This is a genomic window from Bacillus sp. KICET-1 (assembly GCF_027721405.1).
GTDB classification, from domain to species: domain Bacteria; phylum Bacillota; class Bacilli; order Bacillales; family Bacillaceae; genus Bacillus; species Bacillus velezensis.
This window is the reverse complement of the sequence record NZ_CP113515.1, coordinates 2,666,498-2,687,010: the sequence shown is the minus strand read 5'-3', so window position 1 is coordinate 2,687,010 and position 20,513 is coordinate 2,666,498. Positions and strand designations below refer to the sequence as shown.

Here is a 20,513-nt window from a genome sequence, read left to right as displayed (position 1 = left end):
TGTCTTCTATCTTTTTTGATAAAAAAATGTATCAGTGCTCTCAAGGCCGAATTTTTCCGGGCTGAAAATCTGCTCTGTGCTTCCGACAAACAGAATTCCGTTCTTTTTCAGGCTGCCCGCCATTTTCACATACAGCTCTTCTTTTGCTTTTTCAGTAAAATAAATAAAGACGTTGCGGCAGACGATCAGATCAAAATCCTGTTCATAGCTGTCGGCGAGCAGGTTGTGCCGCTTAAACCGGATGTTTTTTTGAATCTCTTGTTTTACTTGATAACTGTTGTCAGCCTGCTTGGTGAAATAACGGCTTTTCACGGAAGCCGGCACCTCTTGCAGCGAGCGTTCCTGATAGATGCCCCGCTTGGCTTTGCTTAGCGCCTTTTCATCAATATCTGTAGCCAATATATCAAATCCGGCCAGCCCCGTCTGCTGATTGAGAATCATGGCCAAAGTATAGGGTTCCTCCCCCGTTGAACAGGCCGCACTCCATATTTTTAACGGTTTGTTATGCTTTATTAACGGAAGAATTGAGGTTTCAAGAACTTCCCACCGTTTATAATTTCGGTAAAATTCAGAAACATTGATCGTCATTCTGTCCAATGTTTCATTTAATAAAAGCTTGTCTTTCTCCAAAGCGGCGGCAAATTCCTGAAAATCTTTGAATCCCTTTTTTTCATAAAGGGACGTCAGCCGCCTTTTCATTTGTGCTTCTTTGTATAAAGATAAATCAACACCGGTTATTTGTTTCCACTTGGTGATAAAAATTTCGTAAGGCTCCATTGCTTCTCTCCCAATCTCGCTGTCTTTTGTCCTAGTATAGCCTGTTTTCTTTCTAATTTGTACGATTTCAATAAAAAAATCAGCCCGCAGGCTGATTTGTGAGAAATGAAAAGACAGGGCAGCGCAGCCTCTGTCTTTCTTAAAATATGTAAACCTTTTCATAACAAGAGAAAAAGAAAGGCTGACGGCTTAGTACACCCAGTCGGCCATTAATTTTTGATACGGTACAAGCTCTTCCTGTTTGAAGAAAATGTCAATTTCCCGTTCAGCGCTTTCTAAGGAGTCTGAACCGTGAATGATATTTTTGCCGACAAACATGCCGTAGTCACCGCGGATCGTGCCCGGCAGTGCATCTTTCGGGTTCGTTTTCCCGATCAGCTGTCTTGTGATCTCTACTACATTTTCCCCTTCCCATACCATTGCAAATACGGGTCCTGATGTAATGAATTCCACAAGCTCGCCGAAAAACGGCTTCCCTTTATGTTCAGCATAATGGTTTTCAGCCATCTGTTCTGAAACTTGCATTAGCTTGGCTCCTGCCAATTGTAAGCCCTTACGCTCAAATCTGGATAAAATCTCTCCGATCAGCTGGCGCTGTACGCCGTCCGGTTTTACCATGATAAAAGTTTTTTCCATAAGATTCTCCACCCCATCATTATGTATAGGCTTTCAAGTTGCACACCGAAATCGTAACATCTTTCTGACAATTAATCAATCCAGGGCGGAGAATGTTCACATCTTGTTCGTAAAAGGAATTTAAAATTTCCGTTTGCCGATATATTTGGCGATGGCGGCCAATGATGAGCGCGCACGTCCTCTCGGCAGTGTATTCAGTTTTTCAAACGCTTTTTTTAAGTACCTGTCACTGACGGCCATTGATTTTTCAATCGCGTCTGTGCGTTTAATATTTTCAATAATGGGGGCGAGCTGCTCCTGTGTTGTTTCACTGTTAATTAATTTCAGCTGATTTTTCAATTCAGGCTGACGGAGCGCGTACAAAACGGGCAGAGTGACATTTCCTTGCAGCAGATCCCCTCCGACCGGTTTTCCCAGTTCCTCTTCCGTTGAAGTGAAATCAAGAATATCGTCAATAATCTGATAGGACATGCCCACGTAATAACCGAACCAATATAATGCTTTATGAATCTTCTCATCAGCTCCCGAAGCGATGGCGCCGAGCTGGCAGCTGACGGCAATGAGAAGAGCCGTTTTCCGTTTGATGCGGCGCAAATAGGTTCTGAGGTTTTGCTCCATATTGTATTTATCTCTGATCTGTTCAATTTCTCCGAGGCATACTTCTACGATGGTTTTGGACAGGATCCGGTGGGCTTTCGGCTCATCCAATCTCGTCATCATCTCAAGTGAGCCCGCAAGCATATAATCACCGGTATACATGGCGATGCGGTTGTCCCACTTGGCTTTGATGGTCGGTTTTCCCCTCCGCAGCTCGGCGTCATCAATGACGTCGTCATGCACGAGGGACGCCATATGAATCATTTCCAGCGTCACCGCAACATATTTTATTTTATTAATGTCATAGTCGCCGAACATGCCGGAAAGCAATACGAAAACGGGGCGGATCCTCTTGCCTCCCGCCTGGAGCAGATGGAGCCCGGCTTCACTCAGCAAGGGATAGTCTGACCGCACCGTTTGCTCAAGCTCCCTTTCGATCACATCAATATCGTCATTTAAAAAAGAATAGGCCATTTTAAATTTCATATCATTCACCCAAACATCTGTATATTCATCATTTCCAACCGATATGCGTAGCGGCCACTCCGCCGGTAAACGAATGGTATTTGACATTCGTCAGGCCCGCTTCTTCAAACAGACGCGCAAGTTCTTTCATACCGGGAAATTCTCTTGCCGATTCTTGAAGCCAAGAATATTCTTTATAGCTCTTCGCAAACATTTTTCCGAAGAAAGGCATGATGTATTTAAAATAAAGAAAATATGCCTGTCTGAATCCGAACATTTCCGGCTGGGATGTTTCCAGACATACGACCTGCCCGCCCGGTTTGACGACCCGCCGCATTTCTTTCAGCACGGTCAGATAGTCGGGAACGTTTCGCAGCCCGAAGCCGATGGTGACAAAATCAAAAGAATCATCAGCGAAAGGAAGCTCCATCGCATTTCCGTGCAAAAGCTCAATTTGGCTGTAACCGCCCTCTTTCACTTTTTTCTCACCGATGCTCAGCATATTTTTGCTGAAATCCAGTCCTTTGATTTCGCCGCTTTTTCCGGCCGCTTCTGCGAGGGCAATCGTCCAGTCAGCCGTTCCGCAGCAGACATCAAGCGCTTTTGCGCCTTCTTTAACATTCATGATCTGCATCGTTTTATCGCGCCATTTTTTATGCTGCTGAAAACTGATAACAGAGTTCATTTGGTCATAATTTTTATAGATTTTTTCAAACACGCCGTGTACGCGCTGTTCTTTTGACTCCTGCATGTTGATTACCCTTCTTCCACTTTCTGATGATATGTTTTGTCCTGGCTGATCGCCTTAAGCCGGTTCAGCATTAGGTTTTGGATTGGTGAATTAAGCGGCAGCAGCGTTTCAATGCTTTGCTTTGCCTTTCGGAAGCTATCTTCCATTATGTCAGCCTTTGATTTCCCTGACTTTACAATATTGCCGATGACATCGAGAAATATAGCATTGCCGTTCATCAGCCGCTTATATACAAAAAAATCACTCGCCAGCTCTTTCCAGCGCGGAAGATTAAAGTGGTCTGACACTCTGTGAAACAGGGCCGCTTCCACAATCGCCATGCTTTCGATCAATTGATTCAAGTCATTGACAGACCGATCGTACAGACGGATTTTATGCTCATTGATTTCTTTAATTGCCGTAGCGAGCGTCCGTATCATATAGATATCCTTCATTTCAGATAAAAGCGAATAATACAGTCCGCTGAAATAGTCGCCGGCAAGCACGGTGAGCTGCCGGTTTTTATTTTCGTCTCGCTTTAACGCTCTGGCTGTTGTCACTTCATCGTGGGTATCAAGGGCGCTTTGGACAAGCATCGCAGTTACTATGTAATTTTCTCTGTCGTTGTTCTTAATGTCCGCCTCTTCAAACAAAGCGTGAAAAAGAAGAAGCTTATCCTCATCGATTTTAGGCGCAGAAATATGTTTCGCTAAATAAGGATGAGACAGCTTTTGTTTTAATTTCGTATTTAGATTCGCTAAAGTTCCGTAGATGTCTTGCAAAAATATCACCCTTGTCCCCAAATTCACATTTATTCTAATATGTATGAGATTTACTCGTCATTATTATACGCAGGTATCATTATAGCATAAAAAAAAGAAATTGGCTGTATTCTCCCGCCGTTTGCGGGCATTTGGCAAAAGCGGGAAACAGCCGGCTTATTTTTTTTCGCTGTTCATTTCTCCGTAAGCGGTCTGGATGAGGGCGTTGCCTCTCACTTTGATGGCAGAGGTATGCTCAGTAAACTGAGCGATAATTACTTCGCCTTTGTCCAGTTTTTCGGAATGGTGAAATTTCGTATCCGTTCCTCTCGTTAAACCGATGACGTTCACGCCGTCCTCGACCGCTTTAATGACGACAAAATCACTTGAATGCTTTGAATTCATATCTGCACCCTCTATCATTATTAATCCGCACGTTTAATATGTTCTAACACTTCGGAACGCGCCGCTGCGTCATCTTTAAAAATACCTCTTACAGCGGAAGTCACTGTTTTTGCACCCGGCTTTCTTACGCCCCTCATCGTCATGCACATATGTTCAGCTTCGACGACAACCATGACGCCGTGGGGATCTAAGGTCTCTACGATGCTTTCGGCAATCGTTGAAGTGATGCGCTCCTGCAGCTGCGGGCGTTTTGAGACGGCTTCCACCGCCCGCGCCAATTTACTCAGGCCCGTCACTTTGCCGCCGCGCGGAATGTAGGCAATATGCGCTTTTCCGTAAAAAGGAACAAGGTGATGTTCACACATGGAATGAAACGCGATATCTTTTACAAGAACAAGCTCCTCATGGTCTTCTCCGAAAACGGTTTTAAAGTGTTCTTTCGGGTCTTCATTTAATCCCGAGAATACTTCCGCGTACATTTTTGCCACGCGTTTCGGCGTATCTAAAAGCCCTTCCCGGTCCGGGTCTTCTCCAATCGCCTCTAAAATCTGGCGAACCGCCTGTTCAATCTGTTCTTTATTAACTTCTTTCATTGTCTGTGTCCTCCACCATTGAATACATTTAATTTCGATTCTAGCACATTTGCCGCGCCAAAAGCAAAACGAAAGTCCTGCCCGGTGACCGAGGCTGCTTAAATATGAAAAGCCCCTTTATCAAGGGGCTTTTCTGTGAAGAAACAAAGTGTATGTATCAGATGCATACACGATCTATATTCACAATTATTTACCTGCAACAGCGTCTTTAAGAGCTTTACCTGGTTTGAAAGCAGGTACCTTGCTTGCAGGGATTTCGATTTCTTCACCTGTTTGCGGGTTACGTCCTTTACGTGCAGAGCGCTCGCGCACCTCAAAGTTACCGAAACCGATCAGTTGGATTTTATCACCGTTTTTAAGTGCATCTAAAATCGTATCAAAAACAGAATCAACTGCTTTTGTAGCGTCTTTTTTAGACAATTCGCTTGCTTCAGCAACCGCATTGATTAGTTCTGTCTTGTTCATGCCTTTCACCTCCTCCCAAAAGGGTATCAAATCAGCAGTTTATTATCATTTCTTCACAGTTCAGCCTGATTCTAAACCTGTCTGATAAAAAATCAAAGCAGGGAAGAACAGACAAGTAAACGGCTTTTCATAAGAAAACAGACACTTTGAGGAATGTTTGTCCAACAAAGTGAAGATTTTCTGTATGTAGAGTAACACATATAAAAAGCCATATCAAGCATTTTAAAGCCTCAATCCCTTGCTCGTCAAGGTTTTCACGTGTTTTGCCGAACAAATATTCCTTTTTTTGCTTTTTTCCTCCTAATCCTTGATTGATTTCCAGTATCTAAAAAGAATAAAAAAAGACCCCCCGTTTCAGGAAGAGGTCCTTCAGCTTACAAAATAATGGCGATCAGGCCGCCTGAGCCTTCGTTAATAATTCTCTCCAGCGTTTCTTTCAGTTTATATCTCGCATTTTCCGGCATGAGTGACAGTTTTGCGGAGATTCCTTCTCTTACGATAGAGCTCAATGATCTGCCGAAAATATCGGAGTTCCAGATAGAAAGCGGATCATCTTCAAAGTCCTGCATTAAGTAGCGGACAAGTTCTTCACTTTGTTTTTCCGTCCCGATGATCGGCGCGAATTCACTTTCCACATCCACTTTGATCATATGAATGGACGGAGCGACCGCTTTGAGCCTTACTCCGAACCTTGATCCCTGTCTGATGATTTCCGGTTCATCAAGGCTCATATCGGTTAAGGCCGGGGCGGCAATGCCGTAGCCGGTCTGTTTCACCATTTTCAGCGCATCTGATACCTGATCATATTCTTTTTTCGCGTGGGCGAAGTCCTGCATTAATTCAAGCAGGTGGTCTTTCCCGCGGATTTCAACGCCGACCACTTCTTTTAAAATCTGGTCATATAAATGATCCGGCGCATACAAATCAATTTCTGCGACACCCTGGCCAAGTTCGATTCCGGCCAGACCGGCGCTTTCAATAAACTCAAATTCACTGAAGTGGCCGACAACCCGGTCGACATCGCGCAGGCGTTTAATATCTTTTACGGTTTCTTTCACTGATTCCTGGTAGCTCTCTCTGAGCCAGTGATTTTCCTTCAGCACCATGACCCAGCTCGGAAGGTTTACATTGACTTCCAGAACAGGGAACTCGTAAAGCGCTTCTCTGAGGACGCTTAACACATCTGTTTCCCGCATGCTTTCAACACTCATGGCGAGGACGGGAATATCATATTTCGCGCTTAATTCAGCTCTGAGCGCTTCTGTTTCCGGGTGGTACGGTTTTACCGAGTTGATGACCATAATAAACGGTTTGCCGACTTCCTTCAGCTCGTCGATGACTCTTTCTTCCGCTTCCACGTAATCGCCCCGCGCAATATCGCCGATTGAGCCGTCTGTCGTAATGACGACCCCGATTGTGGAGTGTTCCTGGATGACTTTTCTCGTACCGATTTCCGCTGCCTCATGAAAGGGAATCGGTTCTTCGTACCAAGGTGTATTGATCATTCTCGGGCCGTTTTCATCCTCATATCCCTTCGCCCCGGGAACCGTATATCCCACACAATCCACAAGACGGATGTTGACATCAAGTCCTTCTGCGACATGAACGGACATGGCTTGATTCGGGACAAATTTTGGTTCTGTGGTCATTATCGTTTTTCCTGCTGCGCTTTGCGGAAGCTCATCCTGCGCCCGCGCTCGATCGGCCTCATTGCTGATATTCGGGAGCACCACGAGCTCCATAAATTTTTTAATGAATGTAGATTTCCCTGTACGGACAGCGCCAACGACTCCTAAGTATATATCGCCCCCTGTTCGTTCAGCGATATCCTTGAAAATATCGACCTTTTCCAAGTGATCCCCTCCCGGACTTCCTATCCTTATCATTTTTCATTCACCATTCTCCAATCAAATACAGGACACTATATGTGTATGACGTTGTCCTATTTCAATATGACATCTTTAGAAAATTTTCAGGCAGTCTTTTCTATCAAAATCAAAAAAACCTTTCTCCCTATTTGTATGCGCGGGAAAAAGGTTCATTCCTGTTTCGTTTGACTTTCTAAAAAAACGGGTTCCTGTTTTTCATTTACGGTGTATGTGACTGAAAAGGCCGGGACGAAAGGAGTCTCTTTCCATAAAATATCCTGAATTTCCGCGCCCGGTTTGATTTTCTTTTTGTTTTCCTTCAGGCAGCGGGCGAGATCGACGCGATAGTCGGCATAGATTTCTCCGTCAGCGCCGATTAAAAGCGGCAGAGACGTGCCTGAAACCGGACTTTTGACTGAAGGAGAGTCTTTCATGCCGAGCTTTTTTTTATTTAAAGTGAACAGCCCTTTTGAAACGGCGTCCTCATAGGGAGGATATGTATGCTTTTCCTGATACATTTTGACACGCAGCTTCATGTCGCGGATTGCTTCCGCCATTTGGAGATCGACCAGCTTGACGGTCGGCTTATTTTCCACATCGACAAGCACGTATTGGTACATTCCTCCGCTTTCATAAGCTGAGGCCGGCGGCTCCTCTATGTATCTGGGCGCGAGCCGCTTAAAATCTATCGGATATTTTTGATAGAGCGGTGTTTTCATATCTTTTGTCTGAATCGGCAGAAGTCCGCCGTTCGCCTTTTTAAATTCATCCACTGCCGCTTGCACCTGCTGAAGCTGATGTTTGTAAGATACTTTATTTTCAGTTTTTTCCGCTTCAGGGTACAGACAGCCGGACAGCAGAAGCACCGCCATTGCCGTTATGACGGCCATTTTAAACTTATGCATTCCGCGCCCCCTTTTTGCTTTATTCATTGACAGGCCCGCTGAAAACGACCATTAACACGATCAATCCCGAGATGACCATGCAGGCATAAGCGAGTGAAGAAACCGCTGCTTTTATCAGTTTGTTTTTCACTTTGTACCTGCTGACATAAATAGAGGCCACCGCAACAAACATTAATCCCATAGCACCAAGCGCAAACCACATTTTCATCAATGCCACACTCACGTTCGTGCCCCCCGTCCCATCATTGTAAGCGTTATATTTCATTTTAATATACAAATGTTGAAAAGATCAACAGGTTTTCCATCTATTGAAAAAACAAAAAACTGAAGCAAAGAGGGGGACTTTGCTTCAGTCAAGTTGACTATATTCACCTGTACGTCTGAGATACACTCTCTTGGACTTCGATGCTATAGTATGCGCAGATGCGTACGTCTGCATCCTCTTCTGCCTAAACCAGCAAATGTTTTAAGCGATTTCAGCCGGAGAGTTCTGCGTTTTGGACTTTCGTCACTTCAGAATATGCTGACGGCATGTTATTGTCACTTCACCCGGTTTTCGAATGTGTTGACCAAGTCTTCCATCTCATGGGTTTTCACTCTGGCCATTAAGGATTCTACGGCCGTTTCTACCTTCTGCCCGTTAAATAATACTTGGTGAAGCGCCTCTGTGATCGGCATTTTCACTTGGTATTTTTGAGACAGCTGATACGCAGCTTTCGTCGTCCGCACGCCTTCAACAACCATCCCCATCTTATCCAGGACAGCTTCCAGCTTATATCCTTTGCCGAGCAGGTTGCCGGCGCGCCAGTTTCGGGAATGAACGCTTGTACACGTCACGATTAAATCGCCTACGCCGGTCAGGCCGGAAAAGGTGAGCGGATTTCCGCCCATCTTTGTGCCGAGTCTGGCGATTTCAGCAAGACCTCGGGTGATTAAGGCCGCTTTTGCATTATCTCCGTACCCCAATCCGTCTGTAATCCCCGCTGCAAGAGCGATGATATTCTTTAACGCTCCCCCTATTTCAACACCGATCATATCCGGATTGGTATAGACGCGGAAATGCTGGTTCATGAATAAATCCTGAACCGCTTCTGCAGCCTTGATATTTTTTGAAGATGATGTAACAGTCGTCGGGTGTCTTAATCCGACTTCCTCAGCGTGGCTCGGCCCTGAAAGCACGACGATGTCTTTTCTGTACTCCTCAGGCAGCTCCTCTTCCATTAATTCTGAAATACGGAGAAGCGAATCCGGCTCAATTCCCTTGCTGACATGAACAAAAATCGATTGTTTCGGGATGTACGGCAGAGCCTTTTTCAGCACTTCCCGAATGGCTTTTGTCGGAACTGCCACAATGATGAAGTCCGCTCCTTTTAAAGCCTCGTTTAAATCAGCTGTACCGATGATAGAACTTGATAGCTCCACCCCCGGCAGGTAATCTTTGTTTTCATGCAGTTCGTTGATTTGATCGATCAATTCGGCACGGTGTCCCCACATCATAACTTGATGTCCGTTATCAGCCAGCACTAAAGAAAGTGCAGTGCCCCAGCTTCCCGCTCCAAGCATTGCCACTTTTTTCATCTCTGTATCACACCTTTTTATTTTCTTGCTCTTGCAAATATTTTAATTGGCGTACCTTCAAATCCGAAAGCGTCCCGGATTCGGTTTTCTAAAAAGCGTTCATAAGAAAAATGCATCAGTTCCGGATCGTTGACAAAAACAACGAAGCTCGGCGGCTTAACAGCGACTTGAGTCGCATAATAAATTTTCAGACGGGAGCCGTTGTGCGTCGGAGTCGGATTCATGGCGACCGCATCCATGATGACATCATTTAAGACATTTGTCTGCACGCGGAGAGAGTGGTTTTCACTCGCTTTAATAATCGCAGGCATGAGTGTATGAATCCGCTTTGTCGTCAGTGCCGACATAAACAGCACCGGCGCATAATCAAGAAATTGGAAATGTTCCCGAATATTTTGTTCAAATTCTTTCATCGTGCGCTCGTCTTTATCAACGGCATCCCATTTGTTTACGATAATGACGACGGCTTTCCCGGCTTCATGGGCGTATCCGGCGATCCGCTTGTCCTGCTCAAGGATGCCTTCTTCTGCATTCAGCACAACGCCGACGACGTCTGAGCGGTCAATGGCTTTTAACGCCCGCAGCACACTGTATTTTTCTGTTGTTTCGTATACTTTACCCTTTTTTCTCATTCCCGCCGTGTCAACGATTACAAATTCCTGCTGATTGTAGGTGAACGCCGTATCCACTGCGTCTCTAGTCGTTCCGGCTACGTTGCTCACGATAACCCGCTCTTCGCCGAGCATCGCATTGACAAGGGATGATTTTCCGACATTCGGGCGGCCGATCAGGCAGAATTGAACGACATCATCACTGTACTTCGTCTCCGGAATGTTTTTAAAATGCTCGGCACAAGCATCGAGCAAATCTCCCAATCCTAAACCGTGTGTGCCCGAAATCGGATACGGTTCTCCAAAGCCGAGCGCATAAAAGTCATAGATGTTCGCTCTCATTTCGGTATTATCTAATTTATTAACGGCTAATACGACCGGTTTTTTCGTCCGGTACAGTATTTTTGCCACTTCTTCATCCGCAGACGTCACACCTTCGCGGCCGTTCACCATAAAGATGATCACATCAGCCTCGTCCATGGCGATTTCAGCCTGCTGGCGGATCTGTGTCAGAAACGGTTCGTCTCCGATATCAATTCCGCCCGTATCAATCAGGTTAAAATCATAATTCAGCCATTCCGCCGAACTGTATATCCGGTCCCGCGTCACTCCGGGGGTATCTTCTACTATTGAAATTCTTTCACCCGCAATCCGGTTAAAGATTGTGGATTTTCCCACATTCGGTCTTCCGACAATGGCTACGACAGGTTTACCCATAGTACCCTTCCTTTCAATCCAGCCGCTTACATTTTCACAAAAAATTGTTCAACCGGTTATTAAAAATCATCTTCGCTATGAAAAGAACCCTTCAAACAGAAGGGCTTAACTCATTTATTATATCAGTTTTCACTGAGATCACAATGTATTCTTCAAAATGTTTCGCATTCATGTAACAGTCTTCGTCTGTTTTCAAGACATTTTTGTCGCTCCTTTGCCCTGCTTTTTGCTTTTTTGGCTGATGCGCGCCGCAAGCTGTTCATATGTAGTCAGCCCGACGAGCAGAATCACTCCCGCCGAACAGCCTGAAAGCCATTTATAATCACCGACGGCTGCCGCACCCGCAATGTTGCGGATGACCGCAGCATACAATAGCTCCCCCTGGCACATGCCGAGAACAAAAAGACAAAGCCTCTCAGGGAACCGCCCCTCAACGGAAAGCGTAATAACGGTAAGCAGTATAACCGCCGCCCATTCAGGTTTTATGATAAACCAAACAGGGTCATATAATGCAAAAAGAAAAATAAAGCCGTATGCCGCAGACGCCGTCAGATGAATCACAATATGACGGAGCCGTTTATGCATGCCGAGGCTTCCCGCATAAACAAATGCCGCAGCAAAAAACATGACATATGCCGCATTCAGCGTAAAATAAGCCGTTATCTGATGTATGCTTGCCATCATATTAGTCAAAATAAAGACTGATACGTAAAACCGGCTTTTTGTTTTGGCAAAAATAAAAGTCGCAAGTATCCATAAAAACCACATTGACCAGTAATAATAAAACGGTTCCATAATCGCTCCTCCTCTGACCAGTATGGAGCGGGAACGCATTTTTTAAACCAATTATGCCTGAAAGGAGCGGATAAGGATGGGAAAAGACAGACAGGAGAAAAAACTGAAAGCCTCCCGCCGGGTGGAATCTGATCGCGATGATTCGATTCACCATAAAGGAGCGACAAGCCTTGAACAAAACGGTGAATTCCGAAAAAGAAAATCGTAAAAAACAGAAAAAGGCATGCGTGTTCGCATGCCTTTTAACGTCTGCTGAAACGGGATGTGTCAATTCCCCGTTCAGAAAGCCAGTGATGTGTGTCACCTTTTATGACCAAAGGCGCCTTTTGCAATTGGGCAACCGATTGGCATCCGAGGGCGGTCATAATCATTTTCAGCTCTTGTAAAAGCGCCGTCATCTCGTCAAACAGCCCCTCTTCTCCTTTGGAGGTGAGAGCTTTCAGGAAAGTGCCTGCCATTCCCGCGCTGGAAGCGCCGAGGGCAATCGATTTGGCGACATCCAGGGCACTTTGCAGCCCGCCGGATGCGATAATTGATTGATCAGCGGAGAGCGAGTGGATTTCCGCTAAGCTTGCGGCAGTGGAAATTCCCCACGTATTAAAAAATTGAAGCGCCTTCTCTCTGCGCATATTTTCAATCTTAGAGAAATTTGTACCGCCGTATCCGCCGGCATCAACTGCTGCCGCCCCGGCATCAAATAACTGCCGTGCCGATTCCCTGCTCATTCCGAAGCCGACTTCTTTGACAAAAACGGGAACTCCCGCTTCCGCCGCAATCCGCTCAATACGGCCGAGAGCGCCGGTAAAGCTTCTGTCTCCCTCTGGCATGACGATCTCCTGAATCACATTTAAATGAATCTGGAGGGCATCCGCTTGAATCATATCAATTGCCCTTTTCGCCTGCTCGGCATCCGCCTCGCTGCCTAAATTGGCAAATATCAGCCCGTCCGGATTCTCTTTTCTGACGATCTCGTAAGAATACCGTTCGGAGGGATCTTTTAAAGCTGACATTTGCGAACCGACAGCCAGCGGCATGCCGGCTTTGCGCGCGGCTCTTGCCAGCGATCTGTTAATTTCGTATGTAAGCTGTCCGCCGCCGCCTGTCATCGCATTGATAAAAATCGGCGAACTGCTTGTGAGTCCGCCGATTTTCGTTGATATATCCACTTTTTCCAATGCTAGGTTCGGTAGGCTGACATGAACAAACGTAATATCATCAAGCCCCGTTTCCCGGTTTTGACCGGTAGACAGCGCATGATTTATATGTTCTCTTTTTCGTTCTGCTCGTGTCACGTTTTATCACCAATTTATTTTAATTTATTAAGCTTGTCTCCGATTAAATCGCCAAGCTGGAAGCCGGTGCTCGGCTCTTCTTTCGCCTGGTATTGACGGAAGTCCTCCTGATCGGCTTTCGGCGCTTCTTCAAGCTCACGCATGCTTAAGGAAATGCGCTCTTCGCTTTCGTTCACGTCAAGCACTTTCACTTTAACAGTCTGTCCTTCTTCAAGCACTTCATGCGGCGTTCCGATATGTTTATTGGAAATTTGCGAAATGTGCACAAGTCCTTCCACGCCCGGAAGAATTTCAACGAAGGCGCCGAAGCTTACAAGGCGCTGCACTTTTCCTTCAAGCACATCTCCCTGTTTTACCTTTTCGCCGATCTGGCTCCAAGGTCCCGGCAGCGTTTCTTTAATAGATAAAGAAATACGCTCATTATCGCGGTCTACGGACAGCACTTTCACTTTTACGTCCTGACCTTCTTCCACCACGTCAGACGGTTTTTCGACGTGTGAATGAGACAGCTGCGAAATATGAACAAGCCCGTCAATTCCGCCGATGTCGACAAATGCGCCGAAATCAGTCAGACGCTGCACTTTTCCTTCAAGCACGCTTCCAACTTCAAGCGTTTGGAGAAAATCATGCTTTTTGGCTGTCTGTTCTTTTTCCACTACAGCCCGGTGCGACAGAATCACCCGGTTTTTATCACGGTCGAGTTCAACGACGATAAGAGAGAGGGTTTTCCCTTTATAGTCAGTGAAATCCTCGACGAAATGAGCTTCGACAAGTGATGCGGGAATGAAGCCGCGAACGCCGATATCAACGACGAGACCGCCTTTCACCACATCTTTCACTTCAGCTTCAAACACTTCTTTTGTGTCGAATTTTTTTTCAAGGTCTTCCCAAGCGCGGTCAGCATCAACGGCACGTTTAGATAAAATCAAAGCATCGTCTTCCACTTTTGTTACTTTCAGGTCAAGCTCGTCGTCAACTTTTACGACATCCGATGCTTTCTCTACATGAAGACTTGATAATTCACTGATTGGAATGATTCCGGACTGTTTGACATTGACAATTTCGACATCTACATGCTTGTCCTCTACCTTTGTCACAATCCCTTTTACTACATCTCCAACCTCTGGCACTTGAACATCAATTTGATTCATTTCCTCTGTCATTTGAATAACCTCCTTGGTCCAAACCTACACAGCTTAATTAATACGGTTTGAAAGCTGAACATGTGAATGTCCGCTTTTCAGCCGAATATGTATTAAAGAATCATCCAAAAAAGATTTTGAATGATCAATAAAAAGTTTTATTAGTATTAACTTCTAATAAATGGACTGGTTTGTCAAGCAATAACATCTTGTCTTTCGAAAAAAATTATAAAGCGCTCCGCCCGGGCTTAACGTGATTTCTGATCGACGATCTCCAGAATTTTTCCTGCGACTTCGGCAATGCTTAGTGACGTCGTATCGATTTCAATCGCGTCTTCCGCTTTGCGCAGCGGGGAAACTTCCCTCTCTGAATCGAGTTTGTCGCGTCTGGCAATTTCTTCAATGAGCGTCTCGTAATTCACGTCATAGCCTTTTTTCTTATTCTCTTCATATCGGCGCTTCGCTCTTTCCTCTACGGACGCGAGCAGAAAAATTTTCACTTCGGCATCAGGCAGCACATGAGTACCGATATCACGGCCGTCCATGACGACACCGCCTTTTTCTCCGAGCTGCTGCTGTCTTTTGACCATTTCTTCTCTGACGCCTTTATGCTTGGCGGCGATTGATACTTGGTTGCTGACTTCGTCTTTTCGGATTTCTTCTGTCACATCTTCTCCGTTTACCAGAACGATTTGTCCTTCCGGAGCGGATACAAGCTCAATTTCCGTACGCTTCAGCAGCTCTGTAAGCGCGGCTTCATCAGTTAAATCGGCATTCTGCTTGAGCGCCGTATATGTAATGGCACGATACATCGCTCCTGTATCAATGTACACATATGATTTTTTCTCAGCCACTATTTTAGCAACGGTGCTTTTTCCGGCAGCGGCCGGCCCGTCGATCGCAATTGATAATTTCTTGTCCATAATCTCTCTCCTTGCTCTTTACTCCTCTATGGATTGTATCATGAACTGCCGGAAAAGGGGCGAAAAAATTGAGCTGATTTACCGCTTTACCGTTTCAATCCATTCTTTTTTCTCCATTTTATCAACTCCCTCATATTTCACAGCTTTCGAAATATAAGGTTCAATAGGCTGATAATGAAGCAAAAACTGCACCGCGCCCAAAATGATAAGCTGAATGCAGACCAATTTGACCAGCAGACGTTCAAACGTTTTCATACACGCGCACCTCCATTAGAATTAGTATGGAAAAGTGCGCTGCTGTTTATTCCGACAGACTGTTTCTTCTCTGCTGCAGCTGCGCGCGCATACAATATTGGAGTAAAAGCTGCTGTGAAGCGGGAGCGATTTCTGCAAATTCAAGCGTCATTTTTTGTTTATCCGCCTTTTCATCATAAAAAATCCGCTGGATAACAGCCTCGGCCGTAATATCCGCCGTATTTTCCTTGCCGGGAAGAGAAAATGCGACATACAGCTTTTCACCTGGTTCCGCGGAAATATGCTCAGGCATCACAACAGCGATTCCGCCGGCGCTGATATTAGAGGAAACCGTTTGGAAAGCGGTTTTTTTCGCTTCCATTTTGACGGATACATCCAATACTGCGTCTGCACGGACGTATCGGCGTCTTTGAATCCGCTTCATTTCCTCCTGAGGGGGGATGTCCAATCCGATCATCGGGATGGGGTCTTTTTTCTTTCCTTTGATTATGCTTTTAAATTGATACGGCACTTGGCCATTCCCCATAAATTCCGCTGTTATTTCCAATCCTTTATGCAAAAAGACCGTCCGTCCCGAATCCAGATCGACGGGATATGAGATGTGCAGTTCGCCGTTTTCAACGCTTACTGCTTTGCTCCTCGCTTTTTTGGGCTCATTGTTCTCTATGTATTCAATCCAAATGTAATCTCCGACAGCTATCATGGGCCTTCACTCTTTCATTATTTATGCTTTTATTAAAGCATGTAACGAAAAAAAGGAAAAGACTTTTAGTCCTTTCCTCCTTTATTTTTATAGGTCTTTATATATAGGTTCTGCACTTTTTAACTTTTCTATTTTTTCCTCTTTTCCGTCGTCCGCATTGATGAACATTTGATACGTGTCTTTCCCGATCGTTCCGAGCATTTCGTAGCAAAGCACTTCCTGACCGAGTTCATTCGTGATCAGCGCCTGCCGGGTCTCCCGCACTTCAACATTTTTATTCAGCTTCGCTTTCGCTTCATCAGCTGACAAAGCGGGAGCCGGAATCGTTCTCGTGCGGTGCGCCGCCAGGTAATCACGCGCGGAAAAACCGACGACTTCACCATCATCCAGCGCCACTTTCATTCGGATGGCTTCCGGATAAATGCGGACATTTTTCTCTACTGGGATAAAAGAAAAGACGCCGATGTTATTATATTGCGCGCTTTCATCAATTTCGAGGCCTTTTGTTTCATATCCATTTTTCTTTAAAAACGCGACGGCCCGGTTAGATGCTTCATTGAGGCTGATCTTTTGTTTCTTCACGGCCCGTTTTTGAATCAAATAGACCGGATGTCCGCCTTTTTGGGTAATATCCATATAGATAAAAGACTTGTTGTCGGCGTCTTTCATGCGGATGCTGTATACGTCCCGATTCGTCTTCCTGCCGCTTTTGACCACTTTAATTGAATAATTATGATCAGGCGCAAACCGTTGTGCGATTTTGACCGCTTCTTTTTCTGTAATTTGTTTTCCTTTCAGATGCGTAAAACCTTTTCGTTCTGTATTTGCTCCCGTAAATGTGGGGCTGATGCTGTCTTCAGAAAAAGCGCCTACATTTTTTTCGACTGTTTTAAAGCTGTCGACAATTGTATTATCGCTTTGTTTTTTGTCAGAGGCGAGCGCCATCTCAACATCCATCCACCGTAAATTTTTGCTCATGACGAGATGCTGAACGCTGCGGAGCTGGTTTTGAATGTTCTCCGCCTGTTTGTACAGGCTGTTCAGTGTTGTATATTCTTTCTTATCAAGCGGTTTTTGATCTAAATCCCGGACGGATGTTTTATAGCTGAAATCTCCTATGTTTGATAAAAACTCCTCCGTCTTATTAAAAGGCATGAGAGTCAGCGGCAGCTGGCTCACATTGTTATGAGCTTCAGATGTTATTCTCCATACATCAATGAGCGCCGGAGACAGAGATTTTTTACTGTTCATCGCAAGCGTCGTCCCGATTTTGTCGTGAAGCTGATCTACATGGTACGTCAATTCATGAAAAGCCCTCTGATAATTATTTTCCGCATGCAGAAGGACCGCATCTTTTTCCTGATGTTCTTTATATCCCCAATATCCGGTTGCGGCGATCGCGACACCGAGAACAGCGATAATGATTCCTCTAATCATGTTAACACCTCATTTTGCGTACTTTTACTCACAGAAAATGTGTTTTCCGATTCTTTTTATCTGCGGACGTCCCCAAATCCATTTGCTTGTCGCCGTATCAGGATTGAAATAATAAATCGCGTTTTCAGAAGGGTCCCAGCCGTTGATCGCATCAAGAACCGCTTCTTTTGCTCTTTCATTCGGCTGCATATATATTTGGCCGTCGGCAACAGCGGTAAACGCGAGCGGTTCGAAAATGACGCCTGCCACCGTATTCGGAAATAACGGGCTTTTAATACGGTTTAAAATAACCGCGGCGATGGCAACCTGCCCTTCAAACGGCTCACCGCGCGCTTCCCCGTACACAGCCTGTGCCAGAAGATTGATGTCGTTGTTTGAGAAACCGCCAGGCATATTGGCCGCTGTCGTATTTTGCTTTTGATTTGACTGGCCGCCGGTATTGTTTTGCGGTTTTTGAGCAGGCTTATTCGTTCCCGCCGTCTTCTGCGTTCCGGCTCTCGGTTTTGTTTGGTTTTCCAATGGGACGTTGCCATAATGAGTGAACGTATTCCCTTTTTGGATCTGCTCCATTACATATTCACGGTAATATTTTGATTTTGAAACCAGCACCTGTTTGGTTTTCGCGCCAACAAGGCCGTCAACCGGCTTCATGCCGAATTTCTCCTGAAAATTTCTCACGGCCCAGTATGTGGTCCAACCGTAAACTCCATCGATTTTCCCGTTATAAAATCCGTTATATTGAAGACGGGCCTGCAATTCTATAACATCATCACCCGTCGCGCCTCTTTGAATCACTTGATTTGAAAACGCATGAACCGTTTCATGATGATCGAAGAAAGCGGCGGCGAAAGAAAATAGAATGAGACATGCCATAAAGGCTCCTTTGCACTTCATCTCTTCAAGCCTCCTACTGCAAAATTTAAAGTGTACCCGTATTGTCTGTCACGCGGATATTTTTATACACCGTTTCCTTCTTATCCCTCATCAAGGCATAAAAAAAGAAACCGCACGCGACGCGCGGTTTCTTCACACTTGGATCATATTGACGGAGCGTGCTTTTTTTGCCTTTCGCAGCCCGAACCACCATAAAAACAGCATAAACGGCAGCATATAATATACCCAATGATTGAGGGCGGTAAGAATAAAATCGTACGAACCGTGCAGACATGAAGGCACGGCCAGCGAAATCACAAGCCATTTGACACGGGCTTTTTTCTGCGAAAAGCGGGCTTTTCCGAGATAAAACCCCATAATCACTCCGATCAGCGCATGGCAGGAGACCGGCAGAAGCGCCCTTATGAAAGCATGCTCAACGCCGTGGCCGAATAAATACAGAATATTTTCAAGCGTGGCAAAGCCTAAAGACACACTGGCCCCGTAAACGATTCCGTCATAATGCTCATCAAAATGAGCATGCGGGTACACACTGATCATCAGAACGAACCATTTCACCGATTCTTCCAAAAATCCCGAAGACAAAAACGAAACGAAAAAGCTTCCTCCCCCCACATGCTCTTTTTCAAGAACATATTGGATAAACATGGTCGGAAACACAAGGACAACCCCGAGAAAAAAAGACCTCAGCACCATATGTACGGGTTCATTGTCATACTGATCTTTTAAATAAAAATAGCTTAATAGCGCAATGCCGGGAGCAATTCCTGCAGAGATGATTGCAAACATCAGGCAACCTCTTTCCTTTATATTCCTATATCTATGGTACCATGTTGTTTATATTTTTACATCTTTCAATTTTTTCAAAAAAGAGCATATGAATGATCATATGCTCTCTGCACCCAGCCGTTTTGATATTTCATTTGCGATCAAGCCGCCGTGAAAACGGCCGTTCTCGATAAAAATTTCATTGGCGTTATTTCCAGCCGCAATGACTCCGGCGACAAAAACACCGTCAACATTTGTTTCCATCGTTTCTTCCCGGAAAAACGGCCGGCCTGATTCCGCATCAATCCGCACACCGATTTTTTCGAGGAAACCGTGATCGGGATGGTATCCCGTCATGGCAAATACGAAATCGTTTTTCAGCCGGACCGTCTCATTTCGGCCGGAGCGGAAAATGATTTCATCTTCCGTCACTTCTTCAAGACAAGCGCCGAATTCCATCCGGATTGTGCCGTTTCTGACAAGGGCCTCAAACTCAGGCAGAATCCATGGCTTGATGCTCGGGGAGTACTCATGTCCTCTGTAGAGCACCGTGACGCGCGCACCGGACTTCACGAGTTCCAAAGCCGCGTCCACACTTGAGTTTTTCCCGCCGATCACAGCAACATCTTTATCAAAATAAGGATGGCCTTCTTTAAAGTAATGAAATACCTTAGGAAGCCCTTCACCCGGTATGTTCATATAATTCGGATGATCATAATATCCTGTCGCAATGATACAAAACGGAGTGAGGTAGCGGTCTTTTGACGTTTCTACAAGAAAACGGCCGTCTTCCTGTTTCGTTACGCGCTCCACCGTTTCAAAGGCGTTTACGCGCAGCTCTTTTCTTCTGACAACCTCTCTGTAATAAGAGAGAGCCTGTATTCGGACCGGTTTTCTGTTTTCCGTAATAAAGGCAACATCGCCGATCTCCAATTTTTCACTTGAACTGAAAAAAGTTTGGTGGGTCGGATAGTTATAAATGCTGTTTACGACATTCCCTTTTTCGATCACAAGCGCGTTCACGCCAATTTGCTTCAGATGTATAGCCGCCGATAATCCGCAAGGACCTCCGCCTATTATAATTGCTTTTTCTTCTGTCATGTCCTTCAACTCCTGCGATTGGCATTTCCAGCATAAGTTTCCACTCATATAAAAAATCTCCTATATTATCATAGGAGATTTTTTTTGTTTATGCA

Annotated in this window: 24 protein-coding genes; 1 reads left to right on the top strand and 23 read right to left on the bottom strand. The window is 45.2% G+C overall.

The genetic code is table 11. The features are described from left to right. Positions 1-6: 6 nt before the first annotated feature. The 14 genes from OVA33_RS13750 to OVA33_RS13685 all read right to left on the bottom strand — a co-directional run bounded on the left by OVA33_RS13750 (position 7) and on the right by OVA33_RS13685 (position 11,903). Positions 7-777: a protein-glutamate O-methyltransferase gene (locus OVA33_RS13750; protein WP_017418041.1), complete on the bottom strand. Its 771-nt coding sequence runs from the start codon at positions 775-777 to the stop codon at positions 7-9. A gap of 189 nt (positions 778-966) precedes the next feature. Further along, positions 967-1,413 (bottom strand): nucleoside-diphosphate kinase, encoded by a 447-nt coding sequence (ndk, locus tag OVA33_RS13745; RefSeq protein WP_003153455.1) that lies wholly within the window; start codon positions 1,411-1,413, stop codon positions 967-969. Positions 1,414-1,533: 120 nt separating this feature from the next. Beyond that, positions 1,534-2,496, bottom strand: a complete 963-nt coding sequence (gene hepT / locus OVA33_RS13740) for a heptaprenyl diphosphate synthase component II (RefSeq protein ID WP_003153454.1) — start codon at positions 2,494-2,496, stop codon at positions 1,534-1,536. A gap of 28 nt (positions 2,497-2,524) precedes the next feature. Beyond that, positions 2,525-3,226 carry a demethylmenaquinone methyltransferase gene (gene menG, locus OVA33_RS13735; protein WP_003153453.1) on the bottom strand — a complete coding sequence of 234 codons (702 nt, stop codon included), beginning with the start codon at positions 3,224-3,226 and terminating at the stop codon, positions 2,525-2,527. Positions 3,227-3,231: 5 nt separating this feature from the next. Continuing rightward, positions 3,232-3,987 carry a heptaprenyl diphosphate synthase component 1 gene (hepS, locus tag OVA33_RS13730; protein ID WP_007409455.1) on the bottom strand — a complete coding sequence of 252 codons (756 nt, stop codon included), beginning with the start codon at positions 3,985-3,987 and terminating at the stop codon, positions 3,232-3,234. 156 nt (positions 3,988-4,143) lie between these two features. Next, a complete protein-coding gene (gene mtrB, locus OVA33_RS13725; protein ID WP_003153449.1) occupies positions 4,144-4,371 on the bottom strand; it encodes a trp RNA-binding attenuation protein MtrB in 228 nt (75 codons plus the stop codon). Between the two features lie 20 nt (positions 4,372-4,391). Then, positions 4,392-4,964, bottom strand: coding sequence for a GTP cyclohydrolase I FolE (gene folE / locus OVA33_RS13720; RefSeq protein WP_003153448.1), 573 nt, complete (start codon positions 4,962-4,964; stop codon positions 4,392-4,394). A 186-nt stretch (positions 4,965-5,150) separates the two neighbouring features. Next, positions 5,151-5,429, bottom strand: coding sequence for a non-specific DNA-binding protein Hbs (hbs, locus tag OVA33_RS13715; protein WP_003153447.1), 279 nt, complete (start codon positions 5,427-5,429; stop codon positions 5,151-5,153). Between the two features lie 374 nt (positions 5,430-5,803). Beyond that, positions 5,804-7,282, bottom strand: coding sequence for a stage IV sporulation protein A (gene spoIVA / locus OVA33_RS13710; RefSeq protein ID WP_003153438.1), 1,479 nt, complete (start codon positions 7,280-7,282; stop codon positions 5,804-5,806). Between the two features lie 185 nt (positions 7,283-7,467). Next, positions 7,468-8,202: a hypothetical protein gene (locus tag OVA33_RS13705; protein WP_014418263.1), complete on the bottom strand. Its 735-nt coding sequence runs from the start codon at positions 8,200-8,202 to the stop codon at positions 7,468-7,470. Between the two features lie 19 nt (positions 8,203-8,221). Continuing rightward, entirely contained in the window at positions 8,222-8,425 is a 204-nt protein-coding gene (locus OVA33_RS13700; RefSeq protein WP_003153435.1) for a DUF2768 domain-containing protein, read from the bottom strand. Positions 8,426-8,742: 317 nt separating this feature from the next. Beyond that, positions 8,743-9,780, bottom strand: coding sequence for an NAD(P)H-dependent glycerol-3-phosphate dehydrogenase (locus OVA33_RS13695; RefSeq protein WP_014418264.1), 1,038 nt, complete (start codon positions 9,778-9,780; stop codon positions 8,743-8,745). A 17-nt stretch (positions 9,781-9,797) separates the two neighbouring features. Next, positions 9,798-11,108, bottom strand: coding sequence for a ribosome biogenesis GTPase Der (gene der, locus OVA33_RS13690; protein WP_003153433.1), 1,311 nt, complete (start codon positions 11,106-11,108; stop codon positions 9,798-9,800). Between the two features lie 192 nt (positions 11,109-11,300). Next, positions 11,301-11,903 (bottom strand): YphA family membrane protein, encoded by a 603-nt coding sequence (locus tag OVA33_RS13685; protein WP_017418044.1) that lies wholly within the window; start codon positions 11,901-11,903, stop codon positions 11,301-11,303. Positions 11,904-11,979: 76 nt separating this feature from the next. Between OVA33_RS13685 and OVA33_RS13680 the strand changes: the two genes are divergently transcribed. After that, the gene (locus tag OVA33_RS13680) at positions 11,980-12,111 is read left to right on the top strand and encodes a YpzI family protein (RefSeq protein WP_003153429.1); all 132 of its coding nucleotides are present in this window, start codon (positions 11,980-11,982) and stop codon (positions 12,109-12,111) included. Between the two features lie 34 nt (positions 12,112-12,145). Here OVA33_RS13680 and fni read toward each other — a convergent pair whose 3' ends face one another. The 9 genes from fni to OVA33_RS13635 form a co-directional block, all read right to left on the bottom strand. Next, a complete protein-coding gene (gene fni / locus OVA33_RS13675; RefSeq protein WP_025649799.1) occupies positions 12,146-13,195 on the bottom strand; it encodes a type 2 isopentenyl-diphosphate Delta-isomerase in 1,050 nt (349 codons plus the stop codon). 14 nt (positions 13,196-13,209) lie between these two features. Continuing rightward, positions 13,210-14,358, bottom strand: a complete 1,149-nt coding sequence (gene rpsA, locus OVA33_RS13670) for a 30S ribosomal protein S1 (RefSeq protein WP_003153426.1) — start codon at positions 14,356-14,358, stop codon at positions 13,210-13,212. Between the two features lie 227 nt (positions 14,359-14,585). After that, positions 14,586-15,260: a (d)CMP kinase gene (cmk, locus tag OVA33_RS13665; RefSeq protein WP_017418046.1), complete on the bottom strand. Its 675-nt coding sequence runs from the start codon at positions 15,258-15,260 to the stop codon at positions 14,586-14,588. A gap of 78 nt (positions 15,261-15,338) precedes the next feature. After that, the gene (locus OVA33_RS13660) at positions 15,339-15,515 is read right to left on the bottom strand and encodes a YpfB family protein (RefSeq protein WP_003153420.1); all 177 of its coding nucleotides are present in this window, start codon (positions 15,513-15,515) and stop codon (positions 15,339-15,341) included. A 46-nt stretch (positions 15,516-15,561) separates the two neighbouring features. Then, on the bottom strand, positions 15,562-16,218 hold the full coding sequence (locus OVA33_RS13655) for a flagellar brake protein (RefSeq protein WP_017418047.1): 657 nt from the start codon (positions 16,216-16,218) through the stop codon (positions 15,562-15,564). A gap of 87 nt (positions 16,219-16,305) precedes the next feature. After that, the gene (gene ypeB / locus OVA33_RS13650; protein ID WP_007409448.1) at positions 16,306-17,655 is read right to left on the bottom strand and encodes a germination protein YpeB; all 1,350 of its coding nucleotides are present in this window, start codon (positions 17,653-17,655) and stop codon (positions 16,306-16,308) included. A 24-nt stretch (positions 17,656-17,679) separates the two neighbouring features. Continuing rightward, positions 17,680-18,549: a spore cortex-lytic enzyme gene (gene sleB / locus OVA33_RS13645; RefSeq protein ID WP_017418048.1), complete on the bottom strand. Its 870-nt coding sequence runs from the start codon at positions 18,547-18,549 to the stop codon at positions 17,680-17,682. A gap of 132 nt (positions 18,550-18,681) precedes the next feature. Further along, positions 18,682-19,338 carry a glutamic-type intramembrane protease PrsW gene (prsW, locus tag OVA33_RS13640; protein WP_003153415.1) on the bottom strand — a complete coding sequence of 219 codons (657 nt, stop codon included), beginning with the start codon at positions 19,336-19,338 and terminating at the stop codon, positions 18,682-18,684. A gap of 96 nt (positions 19,339-19,434) precedes the next feature. Beyond that, a complete protein-coding gene (locus OVA33_RS13635; protein ID WP_063636683.1) occupies positions 19,435-20,418 on the bottom strand; it encodes a YpdA family putative bacillithiol disulfide reductase in 984 nt (327 codons plus the stop codon). Positions 20,419-20,513: the final 95 nt, after the last annotated feature.